16 protein-coding genes are annotated in these 18,580 nt (G+C 67.7%); 6 read left to right on the plus strand and 10 right to left on the minus strand.

What is annotated here, in order from left to right:
* The first annotated feature begins 18 nt into the window (after positions 1-18).
* Genes B3098_RS04250 through B3098_RS04260 form a run of 3 tightly spaced genes read left to right on the plus strand, consistent with a single transcriptional unit; the run spans position 19 to position 3,129 of the window.
* Positions 19-1,212: a CaiB/BaiF CoA transferase family protein gene (locus B3098_RS04250; RefSeq protein ID WP_175186179.1), complete on the plus strand. Its 1,194-nt coding sequence runs from the start codon at positions 19-21 to the stop codon at positions 1,210-1,212.
* Entirely contained in the window at positions 1,209-2,348 is a 1,140-nt protein-coding gene (locus tag B3098_RS04255) for an extracellular solute-binding protein (RefSeq protein WP_286891959.1), read from the plus strand. Before B3098_RS04250 ends, B3098_RS04255 begins: the two co-directional genes overlap by 4 nt.
* Positions 2,349-2,358: 10 nt before the next feature.
* Positions 2,359-3,129, plus strand: coding sequence for an enoyl-CoA hydratase/isomerase family protein (locus B3098_RS04260; RefSeq protein ID WP_286891960.1), 771 nt, complete (start codon positions 2,359-2,361; stop codon positions 3,127-3,129).
* 71 nt (positions 3,130-3,200) lie between these two features.
* On the opposite strand, the gene B3098_RS04265 is transcribed toward B3098_RS04260, so the two are convergent.
* From B3098_RS04265 to B3098_RS04285, 5 genes are all read right to left on the minus strand, one after another.
* Positions 3,201-4,064, minus strand: coding sequence for a proteasome-type protease (locus B3098_RS04265; RefSeq protein WP_175136824.1), 864 nt, complete (start codon positions 4,062-4,064; stop codon positions 3,201-3,203).
* Positions 4,065-4,153: 89 nt separating this feature from the next.
* On the minus strand, positions 4,154-4,957 hold the full coding sequence (locus B3098_RS04270) for a transglutaminase family protein (protein WP_286891962.1): 804 nt from the start codon (positions 4,955-4,957) through the stop codon (positions 4,154-4,156).
* A gap of 13 nt (positions 4,958-4,970) precedes the next feature.
* Positions 4,971-5,945: an alpha-E domain-containing protein gene (locus B3098_RS04275; protein WP_218342571.1), complete on the minus strand. Its 975-nt coding sequence runs from the start codon at positions 5,943-5,945 to the stop codon at positions 4,971-4,973.
* 2 nt (positions 5,946-5,947) lie between these two features.
* Positions 5,948-7,378: a circularly permuted type 2 ATP-grasp protein gene (locus tag B3098_RS04280; protein ID WP_286891965.1), complete on the minus strand. Its 1,431-nt coding sequence runs from the start codon at positions 7,376-7,378 to the stop codon at positions 5,948-5,950.
* Between the two features lie 299 nt (positions 7,379-7,677).
* Positions 7,678-8,352: a 5-formyltetrahydrofolate cyclo-ligase gene (locus tag B3098_RS04285; RefSeq protein WP_286891967.1), complete on the minus strand. Its 675-nt coding sequence runs from the start codon at positions 8,350-8,352 to the stop codon at positions 7,678-7,680.
* 69 nt (positions 8,353-8,421) lie between these two features.
* Between B3098_RS04285 and B3098_RS04290 the strand changes: the two genes are divergently transcribed.
* Together B3098_RS04290 and B3098_RS04295 are read left to right on the plus strand one after the other, a co-directional pair.
* Positions 8,422-10,560 carry a lytic transglycosylase domain-containing protein gene (locus B3098_RS04290; RefSeq protein WP_414631261.1) on the plus strand — a complete coding sequence of 713 codons (2,139 nt, stop codon included), beginning with the start codon at positions 8,422-8,424 and terminating at the stop codon, positions 10,558-10,560.
* Positions 10,557-11,666, plus strand: a complete 1,110-nt coding sequence (locus B3098_RS04295; protein WP_286891968.1) for a CCA tRNA nucleotidyltransferase — start codon at positions 10,557-10,559, stop codon at positions 11,664-11,666. Before B3098_RS04290 ends, B3098_RS04295 begins: the two co-directional genes overlap by 4 nt.
* 125 nt (positions 11,667-11,791) lie before the next feature.
* Here the strand turns inward: B3098_RS04295 and B3098_RS04300 are convergent, their stop codons facing one another.
* From B3098_RS04300 to B3098_RS04320, 5 genes are all read right to left on the minus strand, one after another.
* Positions 11,792-12,979, minus strand: coding sequence for a class I SAM-dependent methyltransferase (locus B3098_RS04300; protein WP_286891970.1), 1,188 nt, complete (start codon positions 12,977-12,979; stop codon positions 11,792-11,794).
* An 87-nt stretch (positions 12,980-13,066) separates the two neighbouring features.
* On the minus strand, positions 13,067-14,863 hold the full coding sequence (locus B3098_RS04305; protein ID WP_286891972.1) for a DEAD/DEAH box helicase: 1,797 nt from the start codon (positions 14,861-14,863) through the stop codon (positions 13,067-13,069).
* A 276-nt stretch (positions 14,864-15,139) separates the two neighbouring features.
* The gene (locus tag B3098_RS04310; protein WP_175136816.1) at positions 15,140-15,904 is read right to left on the minus strand and encodes a uracil-DNA glycosylase; all 765 of its coding nucleotides are present in this window, start codon (positions 15,902-15,904) and stop codon (positions 15,140-15,142) included.
* Positions 15,905-15,971: 67 nt separating this feature from the next.
* Positions 15,972-16,634 (minus strand): thiaminase II, encoded by a 663-nt coding sequence (tenA, locus tag B3098_RS04315; RefSeq protein ID WP_286891974.1) that lies wholly within the window; start codon positions 16,632-16,634, stop codon positions 15,972-15,974.
* A gap of 113 nt (positions 16,635-16,747) precedes the next feature.
* Entirely contained in the window at positions 16,748-17,137 is a 390-nt protein-coding gene (locus B3098_RS04320) for a DUF488 domain-containing protein (RefSeq protein WP_175136814.1), read from the minus strand.
* A gap of 259 nt (positions 17,138-17,396) precedes the next feature.
* Between B3098_RS04320 and B3098_RS04325 the strand changes: the two genes are divergently transcribed.
* A complete protein-coding gene (locus tag B3098_RS04325; RefSeq protein WP_286892182.1) occupies positions 17,397-18,575 on the plus strand; it encodes a glycosyltransferase in 1,179 nt (392 codons plus the stop codon).
* Positions 18,576-18,580: the final 5 nt, after the last annotated feature.

Consider the following 18,580-nt stretch of genomic DNA (forward strand, 5'->3'; position numbering starts at 1 on the left):
ACGCAAAGGGTAGAAGCAATGAGCATTCTTTCTGGCTACAAGGTTCTGGACTGCTCCATCGCCATGGCGGGGCCGTTCGCGGCGCAGCGCCTGGGCGACCTGGGCGCCGACGTGATCAAGATCGAGCCGCCCACCGGCGAATGGCAGCGGCACGCGCCCGCCGGCGGCATCACGGGCAACAAGATCAACGTGTCGTTTCTTTCGCTTAACCGCAACAAGCGCTCGCTGGCGATCGATCTGAAGAGCGCCGGCGGCAAGGAGATCATCCAGAAACTCGCGGCGCAAGCCGATGTGTTCATCCAGAACTATCGGCCGGGCGTTGCCGGCCGTCTGGGCGTGGACTACGAGACCCTGTCCGCCCTGAACCCGCGCCTGATCTATGTATCGATGTCGGGCTTCGGCGAAGACGGCCCCTATGCCACGCGTCCCGGGCAGGATCTGCTGTTGCAGGCGATGTCGGGTGCGATGCTGTCGTCGGGCCGGGCCGGCGAAGCGCCGCGTGCGGCGGGCCAGTATGTGGTCGACGCCGTCACCGCGTACTGCGCCTTCGAAGGCGTACTGGCCGCGCTGCTGCACCGCGAGCGCACCGGCGAGGGCCAGAAGGTCGAGGTCAACATGCTGGATGCGATCACCACGATCCAGATGCAGGAGCTCTCGGTGTTTACCGTGGGGCACAAGCCGCAGGTGCGCAGCGCCGAGCCGCATGCCCACGTGTATATCCGCGCGCCCTATGGCACCTTCGCGACGACGGACGGCTATCTGGCGCTGGCCATGCCCGACATGAAGGTGCTGGCGCGCGTGACCGAAGAGCCACGCCTGGCGGCGTACACCGAACGCGACGGTTGGGAAAAGCGCGACGAGATCTACGCGCTGGTGCGCGATACGCTGGCCAAGGCTTCGACCGCCGACTGGTTCGCCAAACTGGATGCCGCCGGCATCTGGTGCAGCCCCGTGTATGGCTATGCCGATCTGGTCGACGATCCGCAGATCGCGCACAACGGCACGTTCGTCGAATACGACCATCCGACCGAAGGCCGGATCAAGACGCCAGGCTTTCCGATCCGCTTTTCCAAGACGCCGAGCCAGGTGGTGCGCGGTGCGCCGCTCACCGGTCAGCACACCGACGAAGTGCTGCGTGATTTTGGCTTCAGCGACAACGAAATCGCCGCACATGCGGCCTCGGGTGCGGTTTTGCGTGGAGCCTCGGAATGAGCGGGCTACCCTATCGTGGCCTGACCTGGGATCACCCGCGCGGCTTCAATGCGCTGCACGCGGCGACCGCCCACACGCCGCTGGTGCACTGGGACAAGCAGTCGCTCGAGGGGTTCGAGTCGGCGCCGATTGCCGAGCTCTGCGCCCGCTATGACCTGGTGGTGCTGGATCATCCGCATCTGGGCGAAGCCCTGGCGCACGATTGCCTGCAGCCGCTGGACACCGTGTTCGCGCCCGATGAGCTGGCGCGGATCGCACGCGACAGCATCGGACTGTCGTACGACAGCTATCGCATGGCCGACCGTCAATGGGCGCTGCCGCTGGACGCTGCGACGCAGGTGATGGCCACGCGCGCGGATCGGCTCGACGGCCCCGTGCCGCGCACATGGGATGCGGTGATGACGCTGTCGCAACGCAGCGGCTCGGTCGCGCTCAGCTGGGGTGGTCCGCATCCGTTTCTGTCGCTGCTGTCGATCGCCGCGGCCATCGCGCCCGACACCGACCTGCGGCCGCACGGCGCCTGGCACGACGAAGCGACGCTCGCCGGTGCGTGCGATGTGCTCACTGAACTGGCGCGGCGCACGCCCGCGCACGCCCTGGCATACAACCCGATCGCCTTGCTTGGTCACATGAGCTCGCGTGATGACATCACGCTCTGCCCGCTGGTCTATGGCTACGTGAATTACGCCACCGCCGCCGTCGCCAAGCCGCTCACGTTCCGTGACGCGCCCCAGGCCGACGCTGGCCGGCCCGGGTCGATCCTCGGCGGCACCGGCATTGCGATATCGCGGCGCTGCATCGTGGGACCAGAGCTGCGCGCGCATCTGTTGTGGTTGCTGGCAGCCGAGACCCAAAGCCGCTTCATCCCGCAGCATGACGGACAGCCCAGCCATCGGGGCAGCTGGGCCGATGCAAACGTGAATGCGGCGAGCGGCAACTTCTACGCCAATACGGCCCGCACGCTGGAAGCGGCCTGGATCCGGCCGCGGCACGACGGCTACATCGCCTTTCAGAGCGAGGCCTCGCAGTTCCTGCGCGATGGCGTCGCCGCCGGCGCATCGTCCCAAGCATTGGCGCGCGGCCTGGCCGAGCGTTTCGAGGCCAGCCTGGCCGCCACCCCAAGCACTCCGCAATAAGGATGTCGACGTGAGCGCACTCGTCAATCTCAGTATCGATGGCCATGTCGCCATCATCGAACTCAACCGCCCAGAGAAGCTGAACGCGATGACGCCCGAGATGGCCGATTTGCTGATCGCGGCGGTGGAGCAATGCAATACCGACTCGCAGGTGCGCGCGGTGATCCTGACCGGTGCGGGTCCCAAGGCCTTCTGCGCCGGCTCGGACATCACCGAGCTGGACCGCTACGCGACGCCCTGGGATTTTCGCAACCGGCTCGACTACTGCGACTGCGTGCGCATGTTGAAAAAGCCCACGGTGGCCGCGATCAACGGCTACACCTTCGGCGGCGGCCTGGAGATGGCATTGGCCTGCGATATCCGCATCGCCGCCGACAACGCGCGCCTGGGCGCGCCAGAGATCAAGCTGGGCTGGATCGGCGGCGGCGGCATGACGGCGCAGCTTGTCCATGCGATCGGCCCGAGCAACGCCGCACTCATGGTGCTGACCGGCGACCCCATCCGCGCCGATCAGGCGCTGGTCTGGGGTCTGGTGAGCGAGGTGGTGCCGCAAGAACAACTGCGCGAGCGCGCGCAGGCGCTCGCCGCCACCATCGCCTCGCGCGCGCCCATCGCCGCCGAGACGGCCCGCGTCAATCTGCGCGCCGCGCTGTCGATGCCGCTGGAGAAGGCCGTGGAATACGAGCGCGATCTGCAGGCGATCTGCTTTGCCACCGCCGACGCCAAGGAAGGCCGCAAGGCGTTTGAAGAAAAGCGCGCGCCGAAGTTCGAGCGGCGCTGATGTGTCGGAGTCGTTGAAGGGTGAGGGCCGCTGAAGGATGGACGCCCGCCCTATGTTGCGCCCGAACCGCCTCAGTTGGGCTGGTCCTTGCCCGGCTCTTCGGCCAGCACCTGCGGCGTCACGTAGGGGGCGTGGGCGGTGTTGACGGGCTCCATGCGCAGCGGCTGGTGCACGCGCGACGGCGGCACCAGTGAGCCGGGGGCGTCGGGATTGGTCCACGACGGATCCGGGATTTCCGCGAAGACCTGGCGCAGGCGTTCACCCCAGGTGCCGCGGATCATGCGGAAGTATTCGTTGTGTTCGTCGATGCTGGCAAAGTGCGTCACGCGCAACGAGTTGGCGCTATACACGAGCAGGTCCAGTGGCACGCCGACCGAGATATTGGAGCGCAGCGTGGAATCCATGGAGATCAGCGCGCACTTGGCGGCCTCGTCCAGCGAGGTGTCCGGCTGCAGCACGCGATCCAGGATGGGCTTGCCGTACTTGGCCTCGCCGATCTGGAAATAGGGGCATTCCTGGCCGGCCTCGATGAAGTTGCCCGCCGAATACACCTGGAACAGGCGGCATTGTTCGGTGCCGATCTGGCCGCCGAAGATCATGCTGACGTTGAAATCCACGCCCTGCTCGTGCAGGGCGGCGGCCTCGCTGCGGTAGACCTCGCGCACCGCCGCGCCCACCAGCCGCGTGGCCGCGAACATGTCGGGCGCGTTCCAGAGGGTGTCGGCGCCTTCTTCGCGCTGACGGGTCAGCACGTTCAGCACGGCCTGGCTGACCGCCAGATTGCCGGAGGTCATCAGGACCATGACGCGCTCGCCCGGCAGTTCGAAAACGGTCATTTTGCGAAAGACGCTGATCTGGTCGACGCCCGCATTGGTGCGGGAGTCGGAGAGAAACACCAGGCCGGCGTCGAGGCGGGCGGCTACGCAGTAGGTCATGATCGGAAAGAGGGAAAAGCCACCACGCATTGTATTGCGGCGCGGCGGGGCGGATGTAACGGCATACTGCGGCGGCTTATTGCTGCCGGCTACTGCTGCGCGCCGACCTGGACCTGGACGCTGATTTCCATCGATTCCTCGCCGCCGCCGGTGCGCACGCCGCGCACGGGCGAGGCCGAGTCGTAGTCCCGGCCCACCGCCAGCCGGCAATGGCACTCCGAGGCGAACTGGTTGTTGGTGATGTCCACGCTGGTCCACCCCACGTCGGGCAGCCAGACGTCCGCCCACGCGTGGCTGGCCGCATGCTCGGCGGTGGTGTACAGGTAACCGCTGACGTACCGCGCCGGCACCGCCAGGCCGCGCACGCAGGCCAGGAAGAGGTGGGCGTGGTCCTGGCACACGCCGAGGCCCAGGGCCAGCACCTGATCGGCGGCGGTGGTGACGTCCGTGGTGCCGGGCACGTAGGCCACGCGTCCGTGGATTGCCGTCGCCAGTTTCAGGATGTCGTCCGACGTCGACAGTCCATTCGGCAACACTGCCCGCGCAAAGGCCAGAATCGTCTCGTCCGCCTGCGTCAGCCGCGTCGGCACGCAATAGGCGTGCACCGGCAGGCGGCTGTCTTCGCTGCCCAGCACGCCGCGCGTCAGCGGCGCCACCAGCACCTGGCCGGAGACGCGCAATTCGATGTCGCTGTGCGGCTGGTTCAGGGTCAGGGTATGCGTGATGTTGCCGAAGGCGTCGACCTGCTTGTCCAGTTCGCCGGGGGCCTCGATGTGCCAGCGCAGCACGCGCTGGTGTTCGTCGTCGCGCGGCGTCAGGCGCAGGGTCTGGATGCTGTAGTTGACCGGCGCCGTGTAGCGGTAATGCGTGACGTGCGTGATGATCTGCTTCATTGCCTCTCCCGTGTTAGGCCGACAGCGGCACCAGGAAGTCCTGGCTGATCCGGTTGCCCAGGTCGTTGATGCGGTCCAGGAAGCGATCCAGGTAGCGGTGCAGTCCGCTCGCCAGTATGTCTTCGACGCGCCCGTACTGCAGCTCCGCACATAGCATGCCCGCGCGGCGCTCGGTTTCCGTGGAGCGCTGATTCGAGACGCGCGCCAGGTCGCCGGCCACCGCCCGCATCGCGGCCAGCAGCGATCGCGGCATGTCGCCATGCAGGATCAGCAGTTCGGCCACGCGGTCGGGCGTGATGACATCACGGTACACCTTGCGGTAGATCTCCAGGCCGGACACGGAGCTGAGCAGCGCCGACCAGCGATAGAACTCGCTTTGCACGGCGGCCGCGCCGGCCGGTTCCGCACGGCTGTCCTGCGCGCCCGCGCCGCCGCGTTCATGGAACTTCACGTCCAGCATGCGCGCGGTGTTGTCGGCGCGTTCCAGATGCATGCCGATGCGCATGAAGTACAGCGCCTCGTCTTCCAGCATGGTGGCGATCGTGACGCCGCGCGCCAGATGCGAGCGGAACTTCACCCACTCGAAGAACTCGCCCGGATTGCGCTCCAGCAGGCCGGTGTGCAGGTGCTTGAGGAGTTCAAGCCAGGTGGTGTTGTAGGTTTCCCAGACTTCGGTCGTCAGGCTGCCGCGCACCGCGCGCGCGTTTTCGCGAGCGGCGCGCATGCAGGCATAGATCGATGACGGATTCTCCGGATCGCGCACCATGTACTGCAGCACGTCGTGCGGCGATATAGAGGCGTATTTGCTTTGGTACAGGCCCTGCAGCTCGGAAATGCGCAGCACGCCCAGCCACGAGCCTTCGCGCGTGTGCGTGTCCTGCGGCAGCAGCGACATCTGCAGGTTCACGTCCAGCATGCGGGCGGTGTTTTCGGCGCGCTCGGTGTAGCGGCACATCCAGAACAGGTTGTCGGCGGTTCGGCTCAGCATGGTCAGTCCTCCAGCACCCAGGTGTCCTTCGTGCCGCCGCCCTGGCTGCTGTTGACCACCAGCGAGCCCTCGGTCAGCGCCACGCGGCACAGGCCGCCCGGCACGGTGCGGATCTCCTTGCCGCACAGCACGTACGGACGCAGGTCCACGTGGCGCGGCGCGACGCCTGATTCCACGTAGGTCGGCGTGGTCGACAGCGCCAGCGTGGGCTGCGCGATGTAGTTGCCGGGGTTGGCGCGTACGCGGTCCCTGAACGCGTCCACGTGGGCGCGCGAGGCGGACGGCCCGACCAGCATGCCGTAGCCGCCCGCGCCGTGCACTTCCTTGACCACCAGTTCGTGCATGTTGGCCAGCACGTGCGACAGCTCGTCCGGCCGGCCGCAGCGCCAGGTGGGCACATTCGACAGGATGGGTTCTTCGCCCAGGTAGAAGCGGATCATGTCGGGCACGTACAGGTACGTGGATTTGTCGTCGGCGATGCCGGTGCCGATGGCGTTGGCCAGCGTGACGCGGCCGGCGCGATACACCGACAAGAGGCCCGGCACGCCCAGCGCGGAATCGGCGCGAAACGCCAGCGGATCCAGAAAATCGTCGTCCAGCCGGCGGTAGATCACGTCCACCTTGCGCGGCCCGCGCGTGGTGCGCATGTAGACGGTGTTCTGTTCGACGAACAGGTCCTGGCCTTCGACCAGTTCCACGCCCATCTGCTGCGCCAGGAACGCGTGCTCGAAGTACGCCGAGTTGTACATGCCCGGCGTCAGCACCACCACGGTGGGGTCGTCGCCGCCGTGCGGCGCGACCTCGCGCAGGTTGTCCAGCAGCAGGTCGGGGTAGTGGGCAACCGGCTCGACCTTGATGCGGCCGAAGGCGTCGGGCATCAGTCGCATCGACATCTTGCGGTTCTCCAGCATGTAGGACACGCCCGACGGCACGCGCAGGTTGTCCTCCAGCACATAGAACTCGCCGGCGCCCGCCCGCACGATGTCCACGCCGGCGATGTGGCAGTAGATGTCTTCGGCCACGTCGACGTCCTGCATCTCGGGGCGGTATTGCGCGTTCAGGAAGACCTGCTCAGCTGGCACGATGCCGGCGCGCACGATGTCGTGGCCGTGATAGATGTCGCGGATGAACAGGTTCAGCGCACGCACGCGCTGCTTCAGGCCCGCCTCCAGGAGCCGCCATTCGTCGGCGGGGATGATGCGGGGGATCAGGTCGAAAGGGATGAGGCGTTCGGTGCCGGCGGCGTCGCCCGCCACCGAGAACGTGATGCCGACCCGGCGAAAGCTCAGGTCGGCCTCGAGCCGGCGCACGGACATGGCCTCGGCCGACTGCTCGTTGTGCCAGCGCTCGAATGCCTGATAGTGGGCGCGGATGCGGTTTTCGCCGTCGCGCATTTCGTCATAGGCGGATGGGCGGGCGGGTCTGTCCATCATGGCTCCTCCGGTGCAGATGCATATCTACAAGCAACCCGCATGCCAGGTTTGGCGGCAGGCGGGCGCCACGGAGTCAATATGCGCTGCGGACGGGGGAATTGCCATCCCCACGGCGGACGACGCGGAGATCGGGGGACAGGCCGCGCCACGGCGGGCGCGGGGGCGTTGGAAGGCGCACCACGCTGGTGCGCCCCCGCGAAGCTGCTGATGCGTCAGGCTGGTGCGTCGCCGGGTGCGTCGACGGGTGCGTCAGAGGGGTGCATCGGACAGGTGCGTTGGTTGCACCGCAGATCGGCGTGTCAGTTCATCCGATACGAATGCAGGACCGATCCGCCTGTCTTGCCTTCCTCGAGCGGGGCGTGCGGCACCCAGCCGTCCTGGGTCAGCACCGCGTCCAGCCGGACGTCGTGCGCAGCGGGGACGTATCCCGGATCCAGCTCGCCGCAGCTCCAGGCGATGCCGATGGCGGTGAACGCGTGGCCACGTTCGCGCAGGGCGGCGAGCGTGCGGTCGTAGTAGCCGCCGCCGTAGCCCAGGCGGTCGCCCTGTTCGGTGTAACCGAGGGTGGGCACCAGAACGACATCAGGCAGCAGTTCGGGACCGGCCACGGGCTCCTGGATGCCGTAGGGGCCGGCGCGCAGCTCGGCCTCGGGGGTCCAGGGCAGGAACGCGAGCGGCGCGTTGCGCTCGCGCACCACGGGCAGGGCGACGGTCATGCCGGCCTCGCTCCATTGCGTCAACAGGGGGCGCAGATCGGGTTCGTCGGCCATGGGCCAGAACGCGGCGACGGTTGTGGGGGCCGGATTGCCCGCCTGCACGGCCTGGTCGCGGGCGACGTTCAGCCATGTGAACAGGCGCGCGCGCATGAGCAAAGCGCCCCGGCTGCGCTGGTCTTCCGGCAGGTCGGCGCGCAATTTTCGCAATCGCGTGCGCTCCTGGACTGCGGTATCCTCTTGAGTATTTTGCGTAGTCATGCTGTGGCTGTAACCGGGGGGTTGAAGATGAAGGCAAACATGCTGAAGACGAACTTGCGTAGGCTCAGCATGCGGGTGCGTCGAGAGACAGGCGCCCAGCAGCCACCACGGTATCAGAAATCCTCGTCCCAAGCCGCCGACGCCCGCTCCGGGCTGTACCGCGGGTTGCACCGCTTTCTCCCGCTGGTGGCGCTGTTCACCGCCGCCTGTGCGCCCGTTGATGCGCAGCAGCGCAGCGCCGCCGTCAATCCTCAGCCCCAGCCCGCCGTGCAGGCCGCCCAGCCGATGATCGCGGTGCCGCCCGTGGCGCTGGCAGGCCTGCCGCCTACTGCCGAAACTCCCGCGCTGGCCGCCGTGGTCGCCGCCCGCGAGGCCATGAGCCGCAAGCAGTGGTCCGTTCTGGGCGTGCTCGTGCCGCAGGCCAAGGGCGATCCGCTGGGTATGTACCCCGAGTACTGGCTGCTGCGCTACCAGCTCTGGACGCCGCCCGCCTCGGGCCGTCCCGTCGCGGCCCTGCAGCAGTTCATCAACAGCAATGGCGACGCCTATCTGGCCGACCGCCTGCGCGGCGACTGGCTGCTGGCTGCCGCGCGCAGCGGCGACTTCGAAACCGTGCGCAAGCTGGCGCCCGTGAAGAACAGCAACGCGCAGATCGAATGCGCCATTCTTGACGCCAAACACATGACCGGCCAGCGCGCCACCGCCGCGCAGGCGATGGCCGTCTTCGCGCCCGGCAGCGCGTGCTGGGCGCTGTACGACCAGCTCGTGGCCGACGGCATCCTGGGCTGGGAGCAGCTTGAACCGCAGCTGCGCGACGCCATCGAGGCCAACAAGACCACCGACGCGCGCAAGTTCGTGCAGTACATGTTCGAGCCGCGCGACGTGAAGACCTACGACGTCCTGATGAAGGACCCCATGAAGTGGCTCACGCGCCAGGACCGCATGCCGGTGGGCCGCAACGAAAAGGAACTGGTCACGATCGCGCTGGCCCGCCTGGCGCGGTCGGACGTCAGCGTCGCCGATTCCTATCTGCGCCGCGAATGGGCCAGGTCGATGTCCAAGCAGAATCTGGCCTGGGTGCGGGGGCAGTACGCGCTGGCCGCCGCGCTGGGCTTGGACAGCCGCGCCAACGACTGGTACCGCGAGGCCGGCCATATCCGCATGACGGAATACAACGCCGCCTGGAAGGTGCGCGCGGCGCTGCGCCAGCCCAAGATCGACTGGAAGTGGGTCATCGAATCCATCGACGAGATGCCGGCCTCGCAGCAGGCCGAGACCGCGTGGGTGTACTGGAAGGCCCGCGGCCAGGCCGCGCAGGGCCACAAGGAAAAGGCCCAGGCCGCCTATGCCAGCATCTCCGACCGCTTCGATTTCTATGGCCAGCTCGCGGCCGAAGAACTGGGCCGGCGCATCAACGTGCCGCCGCGTCCGGCGCCCATCAGCGACCGCGAGATCGCCGAGGCGCGCGCCAATCCGGGCCTGCAGCGCGCCGTGCTGCTGTTCCGTCTGGGCTGGCGTGCCGAGGCCGTGCCTGAATGGAATTTCACGCTGCGCGGCATGAACGATCGTCAGCTCATGGCGGCCGCCGAACTGGCCCGCGCCGAAAACATCTACGACCGCGTGGTCAACACGTCGGACCGCACGGAAAAGGAATTCGACTTCAGCCAGCGCTTCATCGCGCCGTTCGAGGGCCGCGTCACCGCCAAGGCCAACGCCATCGCGCTCGATCCGGCGTGGGTGTACGGGCTGATCCGCCAGGAATCGCGCTTCATCATGGATGCGCGCTCGCATGTGGGCGCCTCGGGCCTGATGCAGCTCATGCCCGCCACGGCCAAGTGGGTCGCCGGCAAGATCGGCATGAGCGACTTCACCCCTGGCAGCGTCAATGATTTCGACACCAATACCGAATTGGGCACCAACTACCTGAACATCGTGCTGCGCGACCTGAACGGTTCGCAGATGCTGGCCAGCGCAGGTTACAACGCCGGTCCGGGCCGGCCGCGCAACTGGCGCTCGACGTTCACGCATCCGGTTGAAGGCGCCATCTTTGCCGAGACCATCCCATTCACCGAAACGCGCACGTACGTCAAGAACGTGATGTCCAACGCCACGTACTACGCGGCGATGTTCACCGGCCAGCCGCAATCGCTGAAGGAACGCCTGGGCAACATCGTGCCGGTCGGCACTGAAACCGCCGCGGCGCAATGACGCGGGACCCGGCCACCGAGGGCCTGCGCGCCTACATCGTCGGCGGCGCCGTGCGCGACGCGCTGCTGGGCCTGCCGGCTGGCGATCACGATTGGGTCGTGGTGGGCGCCACGCCCGAGGACATGACGCGCCGCGGCTTCATTCCGGTCGGCGGCGATTTTCCCGTCTTCCTGCATCCCCGCACGAAAGAGGAATACGCGCTGGCGCGCACCGAACGCAAGTCGGGGCGGGGCTACAAGGGCTTCACTTTTTATACGGGCACGGACGTCACGCTGGAGGAAGATCTGCGCCGCCGCGACCTCACGGTCAACGCGATTGCGCAGGACGAGAACGGACAGCTCGTCGACCCGCTGAACGGCGCCGACGACCTGCGCGCCCGCGTCTTTCGGCACGTGGGCGAGGCGTTCGAGGAAGACCCCGTGCGCATCCTGCGCCTCGCCCGCTTTGCGGCGCGCTTTGGCGATTTCAGCGTGGCGCCGGAAACGATGACGCTGTGCCGGCGCATGGTGGCGGCTGGCGAGGCCGATGCGCTGGTGGCCGAGCGCGTCTGGAAGGAACTGTCGCGCGGCCTGATGGCGCAAACGCCTTCGCGCATGCTGGGCGTGCTAGCCGAATCCGGCGCGCTGGCGCGCGTGATGCCCGAACTGCAGAGCGTGGAGGAAGTGGGGCCGCAGGTCGACCGCGCCGCGCAGCAGGGCTTGCCGCTGGCAAGCCGCTACGCGCTGATGTGCCGCCTGACGCCCGATCGCGAGGCGCTTGGTCGCCGGATGCGCGTGCCCACGGAATGCAACGACTATGCGCGGTTGCTGCCTGATGTGCTGGACGCGCTCGATGCATTGGACGGCATGCCGGACGGCGCCGACGCGCAACTTGCGCTGATGGAGCGCGCCGATGCCTTGCGCAAACCGGAACGCTTTTTTGAATTGCTGGATGCCGCGGCCGTGTTGCGCGCGGTGGATCTGCCCGCCTGGCAGGAACGGGTGGCGGCGGTGCGCGGCGTGGACGCGGGCGCCATCGCCAAGGCGTGCGCGGGCGAGCCGGCGCGCATCAAGGAAAGCGTGCGCCAGGCGCGACTGGCACGATTGGTGGATCTGCAGGCGGGCTGATTCGGCCGGCGGCTGCGGCGCTTGCCGCAATTGCACATCGCAGCCGCTTGCTGCAGTACTCGTCGCAGTTACTCCCCGCAGTTACTCGCCGCAGCCGCTCAGCGCAGTCGGCCACTACCCGTCGCTTACAGCTTGCCCAGCCGGTCGCCGCGTGAAAACCCGGACAGCGGCGCCGTCATGCCGCGGCCGATGGCCAGCACCTTGAACAACTCGCCCATCTCGGCCTCCGACAGCAGCTTCTGCACGGGCGCGACCGCCTGCGCGTAGGCCTGGGCATCGGACGGGTCCAGCCCGGCCAGCAGATCCATCAATCCGGCGTTCATCAGAAAGCGGGCCTGCGAGGTGTAGCCCAGCACCTGCATGCCCGCCTCAAGGGCGGCTTCCGCCATCGCGGTGAAGTCCACGTGCGCAGTGATGTCCTGCAGGCCCGGCGCGGTGAAGGGGTCGCCATGCGCATGGTGGCGCAGGTGGCACATCAGCGTGCCGCCCGCGCGCTGCGGATGGTAGTACTCGCTGCGCGGAAAGCCATAGTCCACCAGCAAGGCCGCGCCGCGCTCGAGCCAACTGCCCATCGCGGCGATCCACGCCTCGCCCTGCAGATTGATTTCGGACACATAGCCGGGCAGCGCGGGCATGCGCGCCGCAACGGCGGTGGCCAGGGCCGCCGGGGCCGGCCGATCTTCCCACGTGAACCCGCCGTTCGCATCCACCGTCACGCCGCGTTCCTGCACCTGACCCGCTTCGCTCCAGGCAAAGAGCGACACGGGCATCGCGTCCAGCACCTCGTTGGCCAGCACGCAGCCCGAAAACGCGTTCGGTAGCGCATCCAGCCACTGCACCCTGTCGCCGAAAGGCGCCAGCCGTTCGGCCTGGCGGGCGCGCAGGTCCGCCGACACTTCCAGGACCCAATAGCGCGTGTCGGCCAGGCCCAGCGCATCCAGTTCATGCAGCACGCCTTCGGCCAGCGCGCCGGTGCCGGCGCCGAACTCCAGCACGTCGTGCGTGCCGGTCTGGCGCAGCACCTCGGCCGCCTGGCGCGCGAGCGTGCGCGCAAACAGCGGCGTGAGCTGCGGCGCGGTCACGAAGTCGCCGGCTGGCGTCTTGCCGCCGTCGTCAGCATCGGCCAGCTTGACGTTGCCTGCCGCGTAATAACCCAGCCCGGGGGCATACAAGGCTTCCGCCATCCAGTGATCGAACGGCAGCCAGCCGCCGTTGGACGCGATCGCGGCGCGCAGGTGGGCGGCGGTAGCGTCGCTGTGCTCACGCGCGACGGGGGAAAGGGGGGGCAGATTGGCGGGGGCGGGGCGTTGCATGGGCGGCAGAGACGTGGGTAAACCGGCATTTTCCCAAAAAAAAACCCCACGGCATGGCCGCGGGGCTTTTTTGAATCAGGCGTGGGATCAGCCGCGGCGATCGTTCGACTTGCCGAAGCGCTTGGCGGGCGCGCCAGGACGCTTGTCGAACGAGGGCTTGCCACGGAAACCGCCTTCGGGGCGATCACCGCCGCGGAAGCCGCCTTCGCGCTGCGGACGGTCGCCGAAGCTGGGACGGTCGCCAAAGCTGGGGCGCGCGTCGCGATCGCCACCACGGAAGCCGCCTTCACGCGGGGCACGCTCGCTGAACGGGCGGGCATCGCGCTGCGGACGGTCGCCATAGCTGGGACGGTCGCCGAAGCTGGGACGCGAATCGCGGTCGCCGCCGCGGAAGCCGCCTTCACGCTGAGGACGGTCGCCGAAGGGACGATTGCCCTGGTAGCCGCCTTCGCGCTGGGGACGATCGCCGAAGCTGGGACGGTCACCGAAGGAACGCTGCGGGCGGTCGCCAAACGGGCGGTCGTCGAACGAACGGTTGCCTTGGTAGCCGCCGTCGCGCGGCTTGAACTCGCCACGCGGGCCGCCGAACGAACGGCCTTCACGCGGTGCGCCATCGCGCGGCGCGCCGTCGCGGTTACCTGCAAAGCCGCCCGCATGGCGCGAACCGCCGAAACCGCCGGGACGCTTGCCGAAAGGCTTGCCATACGGCTTGCCGCCGCCGCCACCGGTGGACGGACGCGGGGTGCGCTTGGGTTCCAGGCCGGCGATCACTTCAGGGGTGATGGACTGGCCGATGTAGTGCTCGATGCGGCGGACCTTGTGGCGCTCGGAGTGCGTGGCCAGCGTGAAGGCCAGACCGTTGCGGCCAGCGCGGCCCGTGCGGCCGATGCGGTGCACGTAGTCTTCGGCCTGCATCGGCAGGTCGAAGTTGACGGCGTGGCTGATGCCTTGCACGTCGATGCCGCGGGCAGCCACGTCGGTGGCGACCAGGATGCGCAGTTGGCCGCGTTGCAGTTGCGACAACGTGCGGGTGCGTTGGCGCTGGTTCATGTCGCCGTGCAGGGCAGCGGCGGCAAAGCCTTGGTCGGCCAGGCGGTCGGCCAGGTCGTCCGCGCCGCGCTTGGTCGACGTGAAGACGATGGCTTGATCCAGCGAGGCGTCGCGCAGCACGTGATCCAGCAGTTGCATCTTGTGGCTGGCATCGTCCGCGTACAGCAGGCTTTGCGTGATGTTGGTGTGCTTTTCCTTGGCGCCGGCGATCTCGATGCGCTGCGGCTCGCGCATCATGCGCGAGGCCAGCTTGGCGACGGTGCCGTCCAGCGTGGCCGAGAACAGCAGCGTCTGGCGGCCTTCGGGCAGGCGCTCGACGATGGTCTCGATATCTTCAATGAAGCCCATGTCCAGCATGCGATCGGCTTCGTCCAGCACCAGCGTGTGCACGGTGTTCAGCTTGACGCGGCCCGATTGCAGGTGGTCGATCAGGCGGCCCGGGGTGGCGACCAGCACGTCAACGCGGCGCGACAGCGCCTTCAGTTGCGCGCCGTAGGGCATGCCGCCCACGACGGTCGCGGTGCGCAGGTCGGCCAGCTTGCGGCCGTAGGTGGCGGTGGCTTCCGTGACTTGCAGGGCCAGTTCGCGGGTCGGGGTCAGCACCAGCACTTGCACGCCGACGCCCTTGTTGGCGGGCATCTGGGCGATGCGGTGCAGGGCGGGCAGCATGAAGGCGGCGGTCTTGCCGCTGCCGGTCTGCGAGGACACCATCAGGTCATGGCCGGCCAGTGCTTGGGGAATGGCGGCGGCTTGAACGGAGGTGGGGGTGGTGAAGCCAGCTTCTTGAACGGCCGACAACAGGGCGGGCGCGAGACCCAGGGTATCGAAAGACATTACTTTCCCTTGCCGCAATCAATGCGACGCAGTGCTTGGTCGGGCCAGGGGATTAGGCGGCCGGATCCAGGCGACGGTTGATGGAGCATCGTGCCGACCGGATCAACCATGCGCGTGGCGCGTTCTCTTGTACTGATGGAACGCAGGGCGAAAGGAAAGGGGTCAGGAATCGATGATAGTTCGGCATGAGGCCGGGGATAGGCTTCCCGGCAGTCTGCAAAAAATTCCGCTAAATCAAGGCGGTAAATGCCGAACTCGTTTTGTGCAGTGCGGCGATCATAACCCGAATTCGCCCTGCAATGGAATTATTTTTTTGTCCAGCCCCCAATCAATAGGGTTTTTCCCTTGGTCCTGCAGCCAGGTGTTGGTGGCCCGGAAATGGCCGCACCCGAGGAAGGGCACGGGCGGCCGGCGGGCGGATAGCGGAGACGGATGGTTGGACATCAGGACGAGATGACCACTGTCGGGCGGAAGCAACAGCCGCTTGGCCTGCGCGTGGGCGCCCCACAGCATGAAGACCTTGGGCGAGGGATCGCGTGCCACGTGCGCGATCAGCGCATCCGTCACCGTTTCCCAGCCGCGCTTCGCGTGCGAGGCGGGCTGGCCGTCTTCGACCGTGAGTGCCGTGTTGAGCAGCAGCACACCTTGGTCGGCCCAGGGGCTCAGATCGTTGCCCGCCGGGACGCTCAGCGCCGGATAGTCGCGCGCAATCTCGTTGAAGATATTGCGCAGGCTGGGCGGGCGCTTGCAATCGTCCGGCACCGAAAACGCCAGGCCCTGCGCCTGGCCGGGGCCATGGTAGGGATCCTGGCCCAGGATCACGACGCGCACGTCCGACGGCGCCAGGCCATGCAGCGCGCGGAAGGGCGTGGCGGGGTACACCACGGCGCCTTGTGCGAGGCGCGCCTCCACATGGGCGGTGGCGGCAGCCAGCGCGGCGGCGACGGCGGGGTCGGCGGACAGGGCGGCCTGCCACGCGGCAGGCAGTTGCGCGGCCTGGGCGGCCAGGGCGTTGGATGTGAGGCGGTTGTCGATCGGCATGGGCGCGATTTTGGCACAGCCCGGTCAGCCGGATTGGCCCGCTTGTGCGATCAGACCGCCCTCCCAATCAGACTGGCCAGCCAGCCTGACGGTGCGCCGAATCCCAAAACATCCATTCAAGCTGGGCGGCGTGCGTGTAGGCCTGGTGCATCGCGGCCAGGGTCTGCGGCGACGCCGTATCCGCCGCACGATCCACGGTGGCGATCACGGCGCGGACCAGCGCGTGGAAATCGTCGCCGGCGTAGGTGTCGATCCAGGCCGCATACGGATTGGGCCGCACGGCGCGTGCGTGGATGTCGCGCCCGATCTCGGCGTAGATCCAGAAGCAGGGCAGCAGGGCGGCCAGGACGACCGGATAGGGCGCGCTCCAGGCGGTGGCAATCAGGAAGCTGGTGTAGTGATGGCTCGCCGGCGTCAGTGGCGTGGCTTCGAAGGTAGCGGCGTCGATACCAAACTGCTGCATGAACCCGGCGTGCAGGCTGCGCTCGGCGACGACGGCGCCCTTGGCGGCCTCGGCAAACTGCACCACGCCATCGGCATCGCCGGCCTTGGCGGCGGCGATGGCGAGCGCGCGTCCGAATGCCACCAGATAGTGCGCGTCCTGGATCATGTAGTGCTTGAACGCGTCCTCGGCGGGCTGGCCGCTGGCCAACTCGCGGTTGAACGGCATGTCGCGCGTCTTCTCATAGAGCGCGGCGTTGCGGGTCCAGGCATCGGAACTGAAAGACATGGAATTCCTCTGGGATAGGCTCGGGCGCGCAGGGCGCGCGCCATCGGTGGGGCATAAGGGTAAAGGGGGTAAAGGCGGAAGCGCAGGCGGATCGCGGCGCGGGGACGGCTGGTTCAGGCTGCGCGTTTGCGGTGATGTCGGGCGTAGTCGAGAAGCGCGTCGCGCAACACTACCGCCTGGTTGTGCTCGGTATTGCGCGCACCGAAAAGCAAGGTCAGGGGGCGATCCCCCGCCGCGTCCAGCAACGCCGCCATGCGCGATTGCTGCGCTGGGGTGGCAAGTTCAGCCAGATACTTGGCGCGGAAGTCATCCCAGCGGTCCTCGATGTGGCTGAACCATTTGCACAGTTCGGCGCTGGGGGCGATGTCGCGGGCCCATTCGTCCAGGCCCAGGTCTGCGCGGCGCAGTCCGCGTGGCCACATGCGGTCGACCAGGGCAAGGTAGTGACCTTCCGGACCGGTGCCTTCATAGACACGCTGCACGATGATGTTGGACGATTTCATGCCGGCTCCTGCAACTGACGGTGCGGCCAGTCTACTGCAACGCCCGCGACGCGCCGGATCACGGCGTACCGGAAGTTTGACGCTGCGCACCGGCAGCGCAAAGCACCGCGAATCCGACCGGCTTGTCGCGCCAGCGGTTTGTCGATTACATTCACTTAACCTCTACGTAACAACCCTATTACAGGCCGACACCGTCGGCCTTTTTTGAACCCACGATCCTGTCGTGGCTTCGCCAGGCCGCCTGGCGCCCTTCGCCGTCATGCCGCCACGCAACCCTTCAGACCTGCATCCCTCGCCCGTTACCACCGGCCGCCTGCGCATTCTGCATACGGAGGCGGCTACGGCGTTCGGCGGACAGGAATTCTGCATCTATAAGGAGATGGTCGCCATGCGCGAGCGCGGCCATCACCTGGAAGCCGTGTGCCAGCCGCACGCCGAACTGACGCAGCGCCTGCGCGACGCCGGGTTCACCGTGCACACCATCAACATGGACGGCCCTGTGAATTTCATGCGCAGCGTGGCATTCGTGCGGCGCGTGGCGGCTCGTGGCCGGTTCGACGTAGTCAACACCCACAGCCGCAGCGACACGGTGCGGGCCGCGATGGGCGCGCGCCTGGCGCGCACGCCGCTCATTGTGCGCACCCGCCACCTGGCCAAGCCGATCAACTCGCTATACGCCTACACGTGGCTGGCCCACCGCGTCATCGCGGTGAGCCGGCACGTGCACCGCCAGCTGCTGGATGGCGGCGCGGCGCCGCAGTCCATCGCCACTATCCATTCCCCGATCGTCCTGCCCGAAAGCGATGGCCAGGGCTCTGTCCGGCAAGAACTCGGGCTGCCTGACGACGCGCTCGTGGTGGGTTGCGTGGCCGTGATGCGTGCGGAAAAGGGGCACGCGGACCTGATCGACGCCTTCCACCAGGTTCTGGCCACGTTTCCGCATGCCCACCTGGTGCTGGCCGGAGATGGCATGCCGGTGTTCGAGCGCCTGAAGGCGCAGGTGCAATCCCTGGGCCTCGCATCGCGCGTGCATTTCCTGGGCCGGCGTCATGACATCGGCAACGTATTGCAGGCGTTCGACGTGTTTGCGTTGCCGACCCACCGCGAAGCCTTTGGCACGGCGTTCGTCGAGGCCGCCGCCATGGGGGTGCCGGTGATCGGCACCGACGTGGGCGGCGTGCCGGAAACCATGCAGGCCGGCGTGACCGGGCTACTGGTGCCGCCGCGGGACCCTGCTGCGCTGGCCGCGGCGCTGGAAAGCCTGCTGGCCGATCCCGAACGCAGACGCCGCATGGGCGAGGCGGGCCGCGAATTCATCCGCGGGCAGGGGCTGTTCAGCGCGGATCGCACCGCGCAATTGGTCGAATCGGCGTACGCACGCTGGCTGGGGGAGCGGCGCGGGACTGCGGCCGTGGCGCCTGGCGGCTCATTGCCCTGACAGCC

The sequence above is a fragment of the Achromobacter sp. UBA2119 genome, from assembly GCF_002331005.1.
Taxonomy (GTDB): Bacteria; Pseudomonadota; Gammaproteobacteria; order Burkholderiales; family Burkholderiaceae_B; genus Achromobacter; species Achromobacter animicus.